The sequence below is a fragment of the Maribacter sp. IgM3_T14_3 genome, from assembly GCF_049603095.1.
GTDB lineage: Bacteria > Bacteroidota > Bacteroidia > Flavobacteriales > Flavobacteriaceae > Maribacter.
Genome location: NZ_CP187138.1, coordinates 2,384,682 through 2,402,378, shown reverse-complemented (window position 1 = coordinate 2,402,378; position 17,697 = coordinate 2,384,682). Strand labels below are relative to the sequence as shown.

The window sequence follows — 17,697 nt, the reverse complement described above, 5'->3', positions numbered from 1 at the left end:
AAATTTATGAAATGAAAGTTTTAAAGTTCGCCTATTTAAGTTTTATCATATTTTCTTTTTTTAATTGTTCAAAAAACGAAGAAACAAAGGAATCAATCATACAACCAGAAGTCATCGAATCAGAAAATCCAGTCTCTTCACCAGAAATTATTGAAGAGGAAGTATATTTAACTGTAAATATTGACGCAAACAAAAATACTACCGATAGCGAAGATTGGATAATCATTCACGATGACAACAATAATTTGGTTGATTATAAATCATATGACAGTGGAGACGAAATAACTTTCAGTGCTTATCCCGATTCAATTACATCCTCATTGAGTATAACAGAGTTTAGTCAAGTTATAGATTATGTAAATGATTTAAATGATGGAACAACCCCACAGACCCGCTCTGAAATAGGCAAGAAATATAAGATTTCAACAACTAATGGCCTTAAAAAAGGAGATGTTTTTAATATCAATTCAACTGTGTTAAATGAACCACAAAATCGAACTAAAATTGGCGAGTTCAATATAACGATAGAAGATATCCCTCAAATTAAAAATTTAAATATTTCTACAAAAAATGGAGTTATACCATATGGCTATTCTCCTTCTTGGGAGGGAAATGACCTAATAGATTATACCGAAAGATTAATACAGAATGAAGGGGAACAAGAATATCTAATCTCCATATTAGACGGAAATTATGCAAATAAGTATTTCCTTTTTTCTAATCCTGAAAACCAAGACTTAACTATAAATTATTCTGAATTCAAATTATTTGATTCTACATTGAAAGTAGAAGTTCCTATAAATTCGAATTATTTAATTAATATAGGAGGATTTGATATTGATGAATCTTTTAATTACTTCGGAGGTTTCAATTTATTAGATATACCTTTAAATAGCGATAATATAAATTCAAATTTTATTTCATTAAGTTACCTAAGTAAATTTTCAAATTATCGAACACGTTTTATTTTAGAGACATCAGATTACAGTTATTATAAAACTCAATTTGGCTCAAGATTTGATAAGCTTATCATACCTAAAAATCCCAACTTCATAATAAATAACGAATCATCCTTTGAAAATTTTCGTTTTAGCACTACAAGTGATTTTACATCTTCAATTTATACTTGGAGACATATTGAAGGTAATTACCCCTTCGGTAATTACAACATAACCACTCGTAGTATTGAAACACCCAAAAACACAAAAAAAATTGTCGGCAGTATTCCATTAGAAATATTAGAAAAGTATCCAGACATGAATCTTGACAAAATTAAACCTTACAAAACTTTCTTAAATTTACAAGACATTAACTACAATGAAACTTATCCATCAATGGACGGAATTTTAATTTATAATAATTAAATGCTTAGAAGATTTATAACTGTCCTATTGATTTTCATAGGTCAAATTTTACTAGCACAACAAATAACCTGCTCGCCAAAAGACAAGGCTGCTGTTGAAAATAAGCTAGCAGAAATCGACGGGATGTATCAGGGTAATTTCGGTGAAACCATGGTGAGCATTGGCAAGTCGTTTATGAAGACTCCTTATGTTGCCAAAACCCTAGAGATTGGTGATACTGAAACATTGGTCGTAAACCTTCATGGGTTAGATTGTACCACATTCGTTGAGAATGTATTGGACTTTTGTAAGTTGTTGAGACAAGAAGATCTGTCATTTGATGCATTCGTCAAAAACTTAGAAGTTATTAGATACAAAGACGGCGAATTAGAAGGTTACGCATCGCGTTTACATTACTTTTCTGAGTGGATTGCGAACAATGCCGAGAAAGGACTTCTAAAAGATATCACTGGTGAAATTGGTGGTGCAGAAATCACGAAGGATATCAATTTTATGAGTACCCATAGAGATTTGTATCCGTTTCTGTCTGATGACATAAATTACTCAAAAATTAAAGCCTCTGAAAACTATTTAAACAGTCAGGCTATTTGTGTACTTGCACAAGATGAAATTGCCGAGAACGAACATCTTATTCAATCTGGAGATATTATAGCACTTGCCACTTCTATAAACGGATTAGATGTTACCCATACCGGTATTGCTACGCGCGAAAAAGATGGTAGAATCCATTTATTACATGCCTCAACGGGGTCAATGGAAGTTGAAGTATCTAAATTACCGCTAGCGGATTACCTGAAAGGTATAAAAAGCAACACAGGTATTATGGTTGCAAGACCGTTATAATTTTCTAACTACCTGCTAACGCCAATAAGTATTTTTTAGGGGTGGTATTATACTTCTTCTTAAAGGCAGCTATGAAATGACTAGAGGTACTATACCCTACTTTGAGTCCGATTTCATTGACATTATACTGACCGGTTTCTAAAAGACGTTTGGCATACTCCATCTTATGATCAAATAAGAAACTATAAACGGAATCACCATAAATTTGCTTGAAACCTTCTTTTAAGCGTTTTAAACTCAGACCTATTTCACTTGACAGCTCAGCCAATGTCGGTGGCTCTGCCATATTCGCCAAAATAATTTCTTTAGCTTTTTTTATCTTTTTTACATTTTCCTCATCAGCCAAATACGGGCATTGTTCAATATCTGCATTGGGGCTTCTATTAAAATACAAGGCTATCAATTCGTAAATTTTACCTTTTACATAAAGTGATTTTATAGAAGGATGTAGGTTATAGTTCACAATCTGACTCAAAATAACTGCTATCGAAGGCGAAAATGGTTCTTGAGAATAGTACTTCTTTTCTTTATTATCTGAACTTAAAAACGGAATGTAATCTGCCTCTGCAGTAAATAGAGAATGAAACTTTCTTAAGGTCATTACTACAGAAACCAAAGAAGATTTAGGATCAAGCTTCAAATTTAGCGGCAAGTCTAACTGCGTGTTATACAGCAACAAAGAATTCTCTTCTTTAACATCTAAACTATAATTACCTTGATTGAAATTATACGTACCACTTCCCTTTAAACAAAAGTGAAATTGAATAAAGCGTTTATTAATATCGCGGGTATAGTGTACTGAAACATCTTCTTCATTCTGAAATTTAAGCACATAAAATCCGTCTTCAATTAAAACTTCGTCGTACGACCCTTGAGCGTTACTTTCTATCTCCATTTTATTAAATTGTTTTTATATCTATTTAGAAAGCATCTAAATAAAATAAGGTTCATTCACTGTAACCATCATAAAATTATAGCTAATTAACTGATAAATATCATATTTTGACCAAAAATTCGGCAGGCGACATTAATTGTACCTCTAGCGTTGTTTTTATTGAATAGATGCTCCTACTTTTGTATCCGCTTTATGAAGGACTATCACATTTCTAAACACAACTCCTTTTACACTATTGGCCTTAACTATAAAAAGGCTGATGCTGAAGCCCGTGGTAAATTTAGCTTAGACGAAGTAGCTGTAAAAGCACTTTTAATAGAAGCCAAAAACCAGGGGATAGATGGTTTGATAGCGACATCGACCTGTAACCGTACCGAGTTACATGGTTTTGCACAACACCCTTTTCAACTTATAAAATTATTATGCGACCACTCAAACGGAACCGTTGAGGCTTTTCAAGAGGTGGCGTATGTATACAAAAATAAAGAAGCTATCAATCACTTGTTCCGAGTAGGTACAGGTTTAGATAGCCAAATACTTGGCGATTTTGAAATCATCAGTCAATTAAAGCAAAGTTTTAAGCGTTCAAAAGAATTGGGTATTGCCAATCCGTTTATTGAAAGACTTTGTAACAGCATTATACAAGCCAGCAAACGTATTAAAAATGAAACTGAAATTTCATCTGGTGCTACTTCGGTAGCATTTGCGTCTGTACAATACATTTTGCGTAATGTAGAAAATGTATCCGAAAAGAATATTCTTTTATTCGGAACCGGAAAAATTGGTCGTAATACCTGCGAGAATTTAATAAAGCATACCAAGAATCCGCATATCACCCTAATCAATAGAACTAAAGGTAAAGCTGAGCAAATTGCAGGCAAGTTCAACCTTATGGTAAAAGATTATGGCGATTTACAGTCCGAAATTAGAACTTCAGATATTTTGGTAGTTGCCACCGGTGCTCAAAAACCTACAATTACCAAAGAATTAATATATACGAACAAACCATTATTGATATTAGATCTTTCCGTTCCTAAGAATGTAGATGATGCTATTTCAGAAATGGAGAATGTTACCGTAATTCATTTAGATCATTTATCCCAAATGACAGATGAAACCTTAGAGCGTAGAAAGCAATATATACCAGAGGCAGAAGCCATAAACGAAGAGGTTAAAAACGATTTCAACCAATGGTTAGAAACCAGAAAATTTGCCCCTGTAATTAAGGCTCTAAAGAAAAAATTAAAGACTATTAAAGATGAGGAGCTAGACTACCAATCTAAAAAAACGGTAGATTTTAATTCGCACCAAGCAGATTTGGTCACGAACCGCATCATTCAAAAAATAACCAAGCAATTTGCAAATCATCTAAAAGATGACACGGTAGATTCCAATTCAAGTTTAGAATTTATCCAGAAAGTATTTCAATTAGAATTGGACGAACAATGAGTAAAGTAATACGATTAGGCACACGCGATAGCGAATTAGCGCTATGGCAGGCGAATACCGTTAAAAGTCAACTTCAAGCATTAGGTTATAAAGTAAAATTAGTCCCTGTAAAATCTACAGGAGATTTGATTTTAGACAAACCCCTATATGAATTAGGAATTACAGGTGTGTTTACCAAAACATTAGATGTCGCCATGATCAATGGTGATATTGATATTGCCGTACATTCTATGAAAGATGTACCTACTGCCCTGCCACAAGGCATTGTAAAAGCTGCTGTTTTAAAGCGCGGTAATTACATGGACATTATGGCGTTTAAAGACAATGAAGAATTTTTAGGTTCTCGCGAAGGTGTAATTGCAACGGGTAGTTTACGTAGACAAGCACAATGGCTAAATAGATACCCAACACATACTGTTGTCGATTTAAGAGGGAATATAAATAGACGCTTAGAAAAACTTTACGAAAATGACTGGAACGGTGCCATTTTCGCCGCAGCCGGATTAGAGCGTATAGGTTTAGAACCAGAAAATACTATTGGACTAGGTTGGATGTTACCAGCGCCTGCGCAAGGTGCCATTATGGTAGTTGCCATGGAAGATGATGAAGAAATTCGTGAAGCCTGCGCACAACTTAATCATGAAGAAACGGACACCTGTGTATCGCTGGAAAGAGAATTTCTTAGGGAATTAGAAGGTGGTTGTAGTGCACCGATCGGAGCATTATCCTATATCAACAAAGAAAATATTGTTACCCTAAAAGGTATTTTATTAAATGTTGATGGAAGTAAAAAACTAGAAGCAGAATTGACCGCGCCACTTGGTAAGCATCAAAATTTAGGTATCGACTGTGCTAAGAGTATTTTAGCCAGAGGCGGAAAGAGATTAATGACCGAACTGGCAAATGCCGGTTTAGAAGTCAATATCTTTTCTACCAAAAAACTGACGCCGCCACAACAGCTAATGCTAAACATATCGGTAAACGCCGATTCAGATGATTTTATAAAAATTAATCCGAATCGTATCTCTCCGATCATCTTGAAAAAAAGACATAAAAATGTAGTTTTCACCAGTAAAAATGCGGTAGAAGCTGTATTAGCTAGTAGAGACGCTGCTGAATTAGATTTTGAAAACATATACTGCGTTGGCAGAAAAACCCGCAGATTTATTAAAAACAAGTTCGGTAAGGTTACCCATTATGAAAATAATGCAAAAGACTTAGCAAACTATTTGGTAGAATTTATCGACGGATCTGAGATTACTTATTTTCATGGTAATCTAAGTCTCGAAGAATTACCTAGTATTTTAGCAGAAAATAATATTGAGGTAAATGCTATAGAAGCATATAGAACTAAACTTTCTGGCAAAGCAATACCAGAAAGTGCAGAAGGTATTATGTTTTTTAGTCCGTCGAACGTAGAAAGCTATTTAAAAGAGAATTCTACCGACAGAGTTGCCTACTGCATTGGTGAAACCACCGCAAAAGCAGCGAGAGAGCATTTCAAAGTAGTTAAAGTAGCCAAAATACCTACTGTAGAAAGTGTTATTGAATTGGTGAACAGTGACTATAAAGATTAGCTCTTGGTTTTGGCTGCTAGCCTTTGGCTTTTTTAATAAATTATGAGGGACTTTAAAAAGCTTGAAATATGGAAAAATGGAATCACCATAGTTAAGCATGTTTATAGTTTAGTTCAAAAGTTGCCAAGCGAAGAAAAATTCGGACTTAAAAGTCAACTTTCAAGAGCTGCTGTTTCAGTTCCTTCAAATATTGCAGAAGGATGCAGCCGAAATAGTGAAGTTGAATTTAAACGATTTTTAGAGATTGCACTAGGTTCTCTTTTTGAAGTGGAAACGCAATTAATAATATCAGAAGAATTGAAATATTTAGATAGTGAAGACTTGAAATTAATTTTTGAATTGATTTCAATAGAATCTAAAATGATTAATAGTCTAATTAGTAAAATAAAAAATAGCTAAAAGCCAATGGCTAGCAGCTAAAAGCTATTAAAAGAATATGAGCTTAAAAAACGTCTTATTTTTAAAAGCCTTAAAAGGTGAAACGGTAGAAAGACCACCAGTGTGGATGATGCGTCAAGCAGGTAGATATTTACCTGAATTCATGGCTATCAAAGAAAAATATGACTTCTTCACAAGATGTCAGACTCCAGAATTGGCATCAGAAATTACGGTTCAACCTATTCGTAGATACGGTATGGATGCCGCTATATTGTTTAGTGATATTTTGGTGATTCCACAGGCAATGAATATTCATGTGGAGATGAAGCCGAATTTTGGTCCGTATTTACCGAACCCAATTCGTAGTCAAAAAGATTTAGATCGTGTTATTGTACCAGATGTTCACGAAACATTAGGTTACGTAATGGAAGCCATAAAAGCAACTAAAGAAAAACTGAATGACGAAGTTCCGTTGATCGGTTTTGCAGGTTCCCCTTGGACGATTTTATGTTACTGTGTACAAGGTCAAGGAAGCAAAACGTTTGATAAGGCAAAAGAACTATGCTTTACACAACCCGTTGTAGCTCACGAATTACTTCAGAAAATCACAGATACCACCATTTCATATCTAAAGGCTAAAGTTGCTGCAGGTGTAAACGCGGTACAAGTATTTGATTCTTGGGGCGGCATGTTATCGCCAACCGATTATCAAGAATTCTCTTGGCAATACATTCAGCAAATTATCGATGCTTTAAAAGATGAAACTCCAGTTATTGTTTTTGGTAAGGGATGTTGGTTCGCTTTAGGTGATATGGCAAAATCTGGCGCTGCGGCGCTAGGTGTAGACTGGACCTGTTCTGCAAGAAATGCCCGTTATTTAAGTGGTGGCAAAATTACGCTACAAGGTAATTTTGATCCATCTCGTTTGTTGTCTCCGCCTTCTGAAATCAAGAAGATGGTACACCAAATGATCAATGAATTTGGTAAAGATAGCTACGTGGTTAATTTAGGTCACGGTATACTACCAAATGTTCCTGTTGAAAATGCCAAGGCGTTTATTGATGCCGTGAAGGAATACAAGCAAGCCTAATATTTTAGAGGCTCAAAAAGAATTGAAGTAGCCGATATAATAATCGCATAATGAATTCATTTCAACTACCAGATTTCGAAATTAATCCGATTTCAGAGAGAGATGCATGGCGTTTGTGCGATTTTATATCTGCCAATGCAGATCATATAAAAAGATACTTCCCTAAAACTGTTGCTGCAAATCTTAATCCGACCTTATCCAATATTTTCGTTCTTGAAAAAGTATCCGATTTTCTATCTGGCAAAGAGTATTTATTCACACTTAAGGATCCAGAAAGTAGAAAAATTATAGGGCTAGTATATTTAAAAGAACTGAAACGAGCAGCTAAAGAAGCAGAAATCGCTTATTGCATATCATACGACCACATCAATAAAGGGTTTGCCTCACAAGCTGTTAAAACCATTTCAGAATGGGGCTTCAGCGAACAACATTTACAACGACTCAGAATCATTGCGCATAACACGAATCTAGGTAGTATTAAGGTAGCAGAAAATTGTGGTTATCTTTGGAAAGAGACACTATTAAAAGAACACACTCCGCCTAACGAAGAACCGTTAGATATGGAACTTTATGTTTTACAGAATTAACTACATCTACTGATATTCAGTCAAGTTTGTTTTTAAACTACTACATGTTATATATTTTTTAACACCACTCTTTAATGTAAGAATTTATACATTGCCTTTTATTTTTGTAATATTGGACTTACACTAAATAATTGAAAATGATAAAGAATCTACTCATTAGCTATTTTTTAATAGCCTGTTATGCAGTAACCTCTGCACAAACAACCCAAGTAACCTCAGTTGAGGGTATAACAGAATACAAAATGGATAATGGTCTAAAAGTGCTGTTATTTCCAGATAATTCTGCTCAAACAATTACAGTTAACATCACTTATTTAGTTGGATCTAGACATGAAGGGTATGGCGAAAAGGGTATGGCTCATCTATTAGAGCACATGGTTTTTAAGGGCACACCTAACCACCCCAATATTCCAAAAGAGTTATCTTCTCATGGATCAAGGCCAAATGGTACAACCTGGTATGATCGTACTAATTATTTCGAAACTTTTAATGCCACCGACGAAAATTTAGATTGGGCGTTAGATTTGGAAGCTGACCGAATGTTAAACTCATACATTGCAAAAAAAGATTTAGAATCTGAATTTTCAGTAGTTCGAAATGAATTTGAAAGTGGTGAAAATGATCCAACAGGGGTCTTACTTGAGAAAGTTATTAATGCTGCTTACCTATGGCATAACTACGGAAACTCAACTATCGGAAACCGTAGTGATATAGAGCGAGTACCTATTGAAAACTTAAAAGCATTTTATTCAAAATTTTACAGACCTGACAATGCCGTGCTAATGGTAACTGGAAAGTTTGAAGTAGACAAAACACTAGATTTAATATCAAGCAAATTTGGTGATCTTAAAAACCCCAGTACTCCTGTTCTAATGTCCTACACTGAAGAACCTGCTCAAGATGGAGAAAAAAATGTAAGCGTGAGTCGTGTTGGCGATTTACAATTGGTAAGTGCCTTATATCATACACCAGCAGGATCTGACCCTGATTTCGCAGCAATGTCAGTAGTAGAAAACATATTAACTGATGAACCTTCTGGAAGAATTTACAAAGCATTGATAGAAACTCAAAAAGCATCTTCTTTATGGTCATTTTCCCCATTTACAAAAGAACCAGGTTTTATGTACATAAATGTTGATGTACCCTCTGAGAAAAATGCAGATGAAGTAGAAACTATTTTACGATCGACATTAGACAATTTAAAAGATAATCCAATTACAGCAGAGGAATTAGAAAGAGCAAAATCTAATATCTTAAAAGAAATCGATGAAGTTTTTAGAAATTCAGCATATTTAGGCACTTATATGAGTGAGTTTATTGGCGCAGGTGACTGGCGATTAGCATTTTTACAACGAGATAGAGTAGAGAATATGACTTTAGATCAGGTCAATTCAGCAATGAAAAAATATCTAATTCCTACTAATAGAACTACTGGAAGATTCTACCCGACTAAAAATCCTGAACGAGTTTCTTTACCTCATAATACAGATATCAGCGCTCTTGTAAAAGATTATAAGGGTAAGGAAGCCATGAGTACTGGAGATGCTTTTGATGTAGCTTATGATGCAATTCAAAATAGTATAAATGGTGGTACCCTTTCTAATGGTGTAAACTATGCTTTCATCGAAAAAAATAATAGAGGTAACACTGTTACATTGAGTTTTAGTGGAAGAAACGGTGATGTAAAATCTTTAATGAATAAAGGTATGATTCCGCGTTTTACTGCGAATATGTTGAACAAGGGTACAACAACAAAATCACGTCAGCAAATTGAAGATGAATTAAGCAAACTAAAAAGCTCAATTTATTTTAGGGGGTCAAATGGTAATATTTATGCCAATATATCTTCGACCGAGAAAGATTTAATGCCTACCCTAATTCTTATGGAAGATTTATTAATGAATCCAAAATTTGATGCAGCAGAACTTGAAAAATTAAAAACTGAAGAACTAGCATACCTAGAGAGCAATAAGACTGAACCACAGTTTTTAGCATCCCAAAAATTAGCGCAAATCAATAATACATACCCTGCTGGTCACCCATTATACGCTATGAGTATTGAAGAGCAAGAAGCTGCAATTAAAAAATTGACAGTTGATGATTTAAAATCTTTTTATACTGATTATTATGGTTTAGGATATTCTATTTTAGTTGGTATAGGAAACGTACCATCTGAGGAGGTAAAAACTTTTATGGAAGAAAAATTCGGAAACTTTAAAAGCAAAAATCCTTACTCATATATTGCAAATCCTTACAAACCAGTAAAAGAGACTAATGAAAGCCTTATAACGCCAGATAAGCAGAATGCAATGACATTAGGTGGTTTCAGCATTAATATTAGTGACAGTCATGAAGATTATGCCGCATTGGAAATTGCTTCTTCGATTCTGGGTGGCGGATTTTTAAATTCACGTATTGCAGATCGTTTACGACAAAAAGACGGAGTAAGTTATGGTGCTGGCGCTGGTTTTCAAGGCGATGGCAACAAAGATGACCAGAATTCTCAGATGTATTTGTATGCAATCTATGCACCTGAAAATTTTGATAAAGTACAATTAGGTTTTAAGGAAGAAATTGCAAGATTTATTAAAGATGGTATTACAGAAGAAGAGTTAACAAATGCCATCAATGGTTGGATCCAATCTAAAAATGTCTCGAGGGCAAAAGATAATGAGCTAAGCAGCTTAATAAACAACAATATTTTTTACAATCGAACATTAGATTTCCAAAAATCAATAGAAGATAACGTAAGTAAATTAACAGTCTCAAAAGTTAATGCTGCAATTAAAAAATATATAGGTCCGTACGAAAAATGGTCTGTAGTAAATGCAGGAGATTTTAAAAATTAAATTGATTTTTAAATAGATTAAAAAGCGGGCAACCTTCTAAGTGCCCGCTTTTTTTATTGCCATATACTAATTCAATACCTTCTCAATAAATCGTAATTTTGTAATCTATTACGATTATGATATTTCTAGTCTCATGAAAGATAAATTTTACGCTTACATAGAACAACTTCAAGACACGATTACTTCTAAATTAGAAGAAGTAGACGGCACAGCCACTTTTAAAGAAGATATTTGGGTACGCCCAGAAGGTGGTGGCGGTCGTACTAGAGTAATTGAAAACGGAGCTGTTTTTGAAAAAGGTGGTGTAAATATATCAGGAGTACACGGTGAGCTTCCTGACAGTATGAAGGTTTATTTCGGAGTAGAAGATGCTAATTTTTTCGCTTGCGGATTAAGTTTAGTATTGCATCCGAAAAATCCGATGGTGCCGACGGTTCATGCCAATTGGCGTTATTTTGAAATGTATGGTAAAGACGGCGAAATTGTAGACCAGTGGTTTGGCGGTGGTCAAGACTTGACTCCCTATTACCTATTTGACGAAGATGCCGTTCATTTTCATGAAGTTTGCAAAACTGCTTGTGACAAACATAACTCCACATTCTATGACACCTATAAAAAACGCTGCGACGAGTATTTCTGGAATACCCATAGAAACGAAGCACGCGGACTAGGCGGACTATTTTTTGACTATTGTAAAGCAACTCCGGAGATGGATATGCAAGACTGGTACAACTTCGTAACCGAAGTTGGCAATAGCTTTTTAGATTGTTATGTACCGATTGTTATAAAAAGAAAAAATCTAGAGTATACCCAGAAACAAAGGGATTGGCAAGAGATTAGAAGAGGAAGATATGTAGAATTTAACCTAGTTCATGATAAAGGAACCCTATTCGGTTTAAAGACAAACGGACGTATTGAAAGTATATTAATGAGCTTGCCGCCACATGTACAATGGGTCTATGACCACCATCCAGAAAAAGGAAGCGAAGAAGAGCGCTTAATTGAAGTATTGATGAAACCAAAAGCATGGGTTTAAGAATTTTTCTATTTTGGTGTATGCTATGCTTTACACAAATTAGTACAGCTCAGAATTCGCACTACAAAGAAGCCTTTCCTGATAAGGTTACCGTGAGGTTGTCATTACAGACCACTTCAAATAGTTTTACCCTTAGCGATAAGATAACACGTAATAAAACCGAGTTTATACCAAATGACAAAAGCTATTTAGGGTTATCGGTTCTATTTCGATTTTTAGAAGTTGATTTTGGGTATGCACCTAACTTTCTATCAGAGAATAAAGACAATGGGGATTCTAAATTAATCACTTTCAACATACGCACTTTCTTTGGTCAATACATGCAGACCTTAGATATCTATAAGCAAAAAGGGTTCTTCGTTCGAACGGCAGATTTAACCTTACCCATAGATGATTTAAAAACCTTCAAAATCGGAGGAACATCTAGTTACATTTTCAATCCTGATTTTTCGTTTCGTGCTATCGGGTTTCAGAATGAATGGCAAAAACAAAGTGTCGGCAGTTTTATTCCTAGCATATCGTACTACTACACCAAGTTTAAGTTAGAAGACCCTATTATCGATAATCAATTAGAGAAATCTTTGAAGGTTGCTATAGGTCCCGGGTATTATTACAATTGGGTATTTGATGAAAACTATTTAGTTTCTGCTGGTGCCACTGGGGGATTAGGTTTTAACCTTTCTAAAACGGAAGGCAAAACTTCATTTAATGGTTTAGCGCAACTGATCTTTAGAATGACAGGAGGTTATAATTCGGAAAATTTCTTTAGTGGCGTAAATATCAATACGCAACTATTAAGTCACACTTCTGATGAGAATTTCGTTTTAGACGACTCCATAAGCTTTCTCGAGTTTTATGTAGGCTATCGATTTGATGCGCCAAAAAAATGGATTGCGAAAGCCGACGAGATAAGTCGTAAATTAGGGATTGAATAAATTTATGTTCCATGAAGCAAAAAATATATCAAGTTGATGCATTTACATCCAAGCTATTTGGCGGAAATCCGGCAGCAGTTTGTATTCTTGAAAACTGGTTAGAAACCGATTTAATGCAAAAGATAGCTGCTGAAAATAATTTAGCCGAAACGGCATTTGCAGTTAAGAATAAGGACCATTATGAGTTACGATGGTTTACCCCTGAAATAGAAGTAGATCTTTGCGGTCATGCTACCCTTGCAACTGCCTTCGTACTCTATAATTACTACGGTTTCAAAGAAAATACTTTACGGTTTATTTCCCCAAGAAGTGGTGAATTGTTAGTCCAAAAAAGTGAATCGGGACTGTTAACGATGGATTTCCCAACGGATGATGTAACGCCTGTTTCAGAACAAACTAACATTACAAAAGCAATAGGAAAGCAACCTTTAGAAACCTATAAAGGGAAAACAGATTACATGCTTATTTATGATTCTCAAGAAGCAATAGAAGCCATCACTCCTAATTTTCATTTATTAAATGAGTTAGATTGTAGAGGCGTCATTGTTACGGCAAAAGGTAACGATGTAGATTTTGTATCTCGCTTTTTTGCTCCGCAATGTGGAATTCCTGAAGATCCAGTTACTGGTTCTGCACACACTACACTTACACCCTATTGGTCAGAGAAGTTGAATAAGAAAATATTAACCGCAAAACAACTATCTGAACGTGGTGGCGATATACAATGCGAATATTTGGGAGACCGCGTAAAAATATCGGGTAATGGAGTTTGTTACTTGATTGGGGAAATAGAGATTTAGGTTTTGTATCACTCTATTTAACTAATACAGCCTCTTGTCAAAGTTTTAAAAAAGTAAAAACCTGTCCGTTTTATGACAATTGCCATTAACGAACAGGTATAACTGAACTCTTCTTAACTTTTTCTTTTACCTACGAATTATACATTTTGCACCCTAATTTTGTCATTTTTGAGTTCCGTGGCTATGGCTATGGCTATGCAAGTAAAAAATGACTTCCTTACGGCACAAAAGCCATAATTCTCGGTTTCAAACAAAAAGTCAAGATGAGCTCACTAACTAAATTGAAAAAACTACTCTTCTACCGTTTCTAGATTATCATCAGAATTACGATCGATTAACTTATTATACGGATCAATACCCGCTTTTAACGGTTTTTCTTCAGTAACGATAGTAAATGTATTATCACCTGCAGAAAGCCATTTTAATTCAAAGTAAAACGGGTTCTTGATAGTTACCCCATCGTCACCAGTGATATCTTCACCAAAGAGACCAATATCTACCAAGTTCTTTTTATCATCAATCAATTTTTCTTTACCGGTATCATCATAGTAAATCTTTTTAGAATTGACTGTGAATGTGGTTTCCCATTTTCCATTATCTAGCTTTTTGGTCTTAGCATCCATTACACGATTTTCATAAAGAACAATCTCTTTGAAACCATCATCAACTTTATATTTTAAGGAATCTGGAGTAACATTATAAATAGCTTTGTAGAAATCTTCAGAGGTAGCATATACTCCCTTTTCAAAATACTTGTATTCATTCAAGAAAGATTTCAGTCCCGCATTTATTACATCCTCACCAATGACATCTTGCAAATCATACATAATCATGGAACCTTTTTGATACCAAATATGCTGACCGGTTTCAACATCCATTAACGAACGTTCTGGTTTAAAACTGAATGATCTTCTAGATAAATAGGTATCTAAAGAAGGCTTTAAAAACCCTTTAATACCATTTTCACCATATTCATGCTTTAAAGCCATTAATGAAACATACTCTGCTAAAGTTTCCGAAATAATATTTGCTCCTCTTGTTTTACTTGGCGTAACGATATGACCCCACCATTGGTGTGCAATTTCATGAGCTGTTACCCTAAACGCATAATTAAAATCTTCTTCGCTAGAAAAATCTGCTACGAAGCCAAAATCTTCTGAGTAAGGTATCGTTGTCGCAAAAGATTGTGCAAATGTTGTGTGCGCCGGAAACTCAATTATCCTGATAACTGAATATGGATATTCATAAAAGTTTTTAGAATTATAATCTAACGAAACTTTAACCCCATTTATAAATGAAGCTAAGTTTTTCTTGTGTTTCGGAGAGTGATACACTTCAATAGTCACTTTTTTGCCACTAGGTGCTATCCAAACATCTTGTTCGATATCATAAGTTGCAGAAACAAAATTGAAGAAGTAATCAGATTTATCTTCCAGTTTATAATTAAAATAGCTTCTATCTTCGGTATCCCATGTTTTAACCAAAACTCCTGGAGCGACAGCTGTTTGCCCTTTTGATGTGCTAATTGTTGCTTCAAAATCCATATAATTGCTATCCTCATTGAATAAGTTCTTTTTCAAAGCAATGCTATCTGTTCTTGGCGGATAAAGAAAGTCTAATTTCTCTAAACCGTATTTTTCACGAGCACCATTCTCTGTCAAAGCAATATCATAATGAAAGCTTGGAAAAATACCATCATTAAAGAAAGAACCATTATTAAGTACAGCAGTTTCTCTATCCATAGAAAAACCATGAGTTCTTGCCTTAGTTTCAATAACCAAATTAGCAGTGTCTTTCGGCTGTAAAGCTTCTGGCAATTTGTAAATGAATAAACGATACAATGAATCGCTTAAAAACGGTTTTAACTCTTGATCATTATAAACCACCTTCGTAATCTTAGTATCATAAGTTGGAAACTTTATTTCCATTAAGACGGTATCGATTGGCACTTCTGAAGGATTAACAACTGTAAACACTCCCTTTGCATCTACACCACGTGTATCTGTATAAATATCTATATCAGCTTTTAAATCGATAACTTGAATATGGGGCTTATCTATATACTTACCATATGCCTTTTCAGCATCAGCAGAAAGCTTCTCACTAGAATCGCTATCTTCCATATGGTTCAGAACTTTTATATTGTAAAAGCTATAAGCTCCTACAGAGATAAAAGCAAATAAGAAAAACAAGGTATAAGCGACCGTTTTACCCTTAAATCTACTTTTAGCTAATTTTAAACGCTCTTTTGCTGAAGAATAAAAACCTCTACTCCAGAATACACTACCAATAGCAGCCAATGTACCTGTAAAAAGAACCCAATATAAGTTCAACCAAAATTGACCAGTCAGGTAATGTCCAAATCCATTTAAATCACTTATAAAACCTGGTGTTGTTTCTCCAAAAGCTAAAAGTGGGTTATTTGTTTTCAACACTAAACTCACCAAAATAGGTATACCCACATAAATTATAATTACAATAAAATGACCCAAAAATTTATTGTTTACTAGCACATGAATAAAAAACGCCAATAACAATGTAGAAACATATAAAGGAAAAAGAGATGTAAAATTATAGGTAAGGTACATACCCAATTCATAATCAAAATAACCATTACCTGTCTGATACATAATACCAACCAGTATATTGATTAAAGTCAACAAAACGGCAACACCAATAAGCGAAATAATCTTTGAAAGATATAGTGTAGTATTACTTACCGGTAGCGCATCATAAAATTCAAAAGTCTTATTACTTCTTGTACGATGCACTGCTTCACCAGAATAAATAATTAGAATAATTGTGGAAAATAAAGCTATCCCACCAGAAACATAGGCAACCATAAACCTAGTAAGCGGTAATGACGGCGTACCATTATATTGATTATTTTGATAGGTTATAAACCCAGCTACTATAACCCCTATTATGATTAATACAAGAAATACAGGTTCTTTAACTATAGATAAAAATTCTATTTTACTTAAAGACCATAGATTTTGTCTTTGCGCTTTTTCACTAAACTCTTGAACAACACTAATGGTTTCTGAAGATGCTATTAGATCATTATCTTCTTTTACATTCTTCTTTTTCTTAGAGGATAAAAACCCTTTATACGAAAATTTAAAAAGTGTAAATACAAATATCAAAATACCTAAAGACAACCATAGTAAACGATTTAGCATAAACTTACCTGTTAAAGCCAATTGGGTAGTGTTTAACTCGTCTACAGACCAATACTTTGTTAAAAAGCTGTAAGCAGATTGCCCAAAAGGATCAACATAGATACTAAGCCATTCTGTATCTAAACTAGATAGTAATTGCCCCGATACCGATGTACCGATAAATATTAATATACCTCCTAAATATAAGATTGGCATTCTTTTAAAAAATGTCATCAGACAGAAGAAAAGACTGCCAATAAAAAAGGAGTTAAAAACTAATAGGTATAAAAACGGAAAAAAGTACGACCAAAAGTTAAAATCGGTATACGTACCATAGTCGGGTCTATCTAATAATGCACCTAACACATAACCAAACATTGCACCGAGCATAGCGGCAATGTTCATTATAGTGACGATAGTAAAACTACCCCAAAAACGACCCAATATGTAGTTCTTTTCAGAAATAGGAAAAGTGAAATAGGTCTGGGCAGTTTTATGTTCTTCATCTCTATACACAGGTACACCCATAATCGCGGCATAAAAGAACAATGCAAATACACTTAACACTCCAAAAACACCTGTTATATTATTCGGACTATTCGTGAATTCTGCCGTTACAGATTCGTCAAATACTCCAAGTAAGCAGGGTATTAAAAACATGATAAATATGTAGATATAAGTAACAGGTCGTCGAAGCCTATATTTTAGCTCAAATAAGAATATTTCTTTCATA

Annotated in this window: 13 protein-coding genes; 11 read left to right on the top strand and 2 right to left on the bottom strand. The window is 34.4% G+C overall.

Translation table 11 applies throughout. From position 1 onward, the window contains the following. Positions 1-11: 11 nt before the first annotated feature. Positions 12-1,364 (top strand): hypothetical protein, encoded by a 1,353-nt coding sequence (locus ACPF9A_RS10765; RefSeq protein ID WP_424004316.1) that lies wholly within the window; start codon positions 12-14, stop codon positions 1,362-1,364. Then, on the top strand, positions 1,365-2,207 hold the full coding sequence (locus tag ACPF9A_RS10760; RefSeq protein WP_424004314.1) for an N-acetylmuramoyl-L-alanine amidase-like domain-containing protein: 843 nt from the start codon (positions 1,365-1,367) through the stop codon (positions 2,205-2,207). Between the two features lie 4 nt (positions 2,208-2,211). Here the strand turns inward: ACPF9A_RS10760 and ACPF9A_RS10755 are convergent, their stop codons facing one another. Next, positions 2,212-3,102: a helix-turn-helix transcriptional regulator gene (locus ACPF9A_RS10755; RefSeq protein ID WP_424004312.1), complete on the bottom strand. Its 891-nt coding sequence runs from the start codon at positions 3,100-3,102 to the stop codon at positions 2,212-2,214. Positions 3,103-3,294: 192 nt separating this feature from the next. Here ACPF9A_RS10755 and hemA point away from each other — a divergent pair, with 192 nt between their 5' ends. The 9 genes from hemA (at position 3,295) to ACPF9A_RS10710 (ending at position 13,803) form a co-directional block, all read left to right on the top strand. Next, positions 3,295-4,551, top strand: a complete 1,257-nt coding sequence (gene hemA / locus ACPF9A_RS10750; protein ID WP_424004310.1) for a glutamyl-tRNA reductase — start codon at positions 3,295-3,297, stop codon at positions 4,549-4,551. Further along, positions 4,548-6,128, top strand: coding sequence for a hydroxymethylbilane synthase (gene hemC / locus ACPF9A_RS10745; RefSeq protein WP_424004308.1), 1,581 nt, complete (start codon positions 4,548-4,550; stop codon positions 6,126-6,128). The genes hemA and hemC overlap by 4 nt, the downstream gene beginning before the upstream one ends. A gap of 42 nt (positions 6,129-6,170) precedes the next feature. Next, positions 6,171-6,527 (top strand): four helix bundle protein, encoded by a 357-nt coding sequence (locus ACPF9A_RS10740; protein ID WP_424004306.1) that lies wholly within the window; start codon positions 6,171-6,173, stop codon positions 6,525-6,527. 37 nt (positions 6,528-6,564) lie between these two features. Beyond that, positions 6,565-7,596, top strand: coding sequence for a uroporphyrinogen decarboxylase (gene hemE / locus ACPF9A_RS10735; RefSeq protein WP_424004304.1), 1,032 nt, complete (start codon positions 6,565-6,567; stop codon positions 7,594-7,596). 50 nt (positions 7,597-7,646) lie between these two features. Next, on the top strand, positions 7,647-8,183 hold the full coding sequence (locus tag ACPF9A_RS10730) for a GNAT family N-acetyltransferase (RefSeq protein ID WP_424004302.1): 537 nt from the start codon (positions 7,647-7,649) through the stop codon (positions 8,181-8,183). A gap of 137 nt (positions 8,184-8,320) precedes the next feature. Continuing rightward, a complete protein-coding gene (locus tag ACPF9A_RS10725; protein WP_424004300.1) occupies positions 8,321-11,032 on the top strand; it encodes a M16 family metallopeptidase in 2,712 nt (903 codons plus the stop codon). Between the two features lie 133 nt (positions 11,033-11,165). Beyond that, positions 11,166-12,068: an oxygen-dependent coproporphyrinogen oxidase gene (gene hemF, locus ACPF9A_RS10720; protein WP_424004298.1), complete on the top strand. Its 903-nt coding sequence runs from the start codon at positions 11,166-11,168 to the stop codon at positions 12,066-12,068. Next, the gene (locus ACPF9A_RS10715) at positions 12,059-13,003 is read left to right on the top strand and encodes a DUF4421 family protein (RefSeq protein WP_424004296.1); all 945 of its coding nucleotides are present in this window, start codon (positions 12,059-12,061) and stop codon (positions 13,001-13,003) included. Before hemF ends, ACPF9A_RS10715 begins: the two co-directional genes overlap by 10 nt. 11 nt (positions 13,004-13,014) lie before the next feature. Next, positions 13,015-13,803 carry a PhzF family phenazine biosynthesis protein gene (locus ACPF9A_RS10710; RefSeq protein ID WP_424004294.1) on the top strand — a complete coding sequence of 263 codons (789 nt, stop codon included), beginning with the start codon at positions 13,015-13,017 and terminating at the stop codon, positions 13,801-13,803. Between the two features lie 290 nt (positions 13,804-14,093). Here ACPF9A_RS10710 and ACPF9A_RS10705 read toward each other — a convergent pair whose 3' ends face one another. Next, positions 14,094-17,696 (bottom strand): ABC transporter permease/M1 family aminopeptidase, encoded by a 3,603-nt coding sequence (locus ACPF9A_RS10705; protein WP_424004292.1) that lies wholly within the window; start codon positions 17,694-17,696, stop codon positions 14,094-14,096. Position 17,697: the final 1 nt, after the last annotated feature.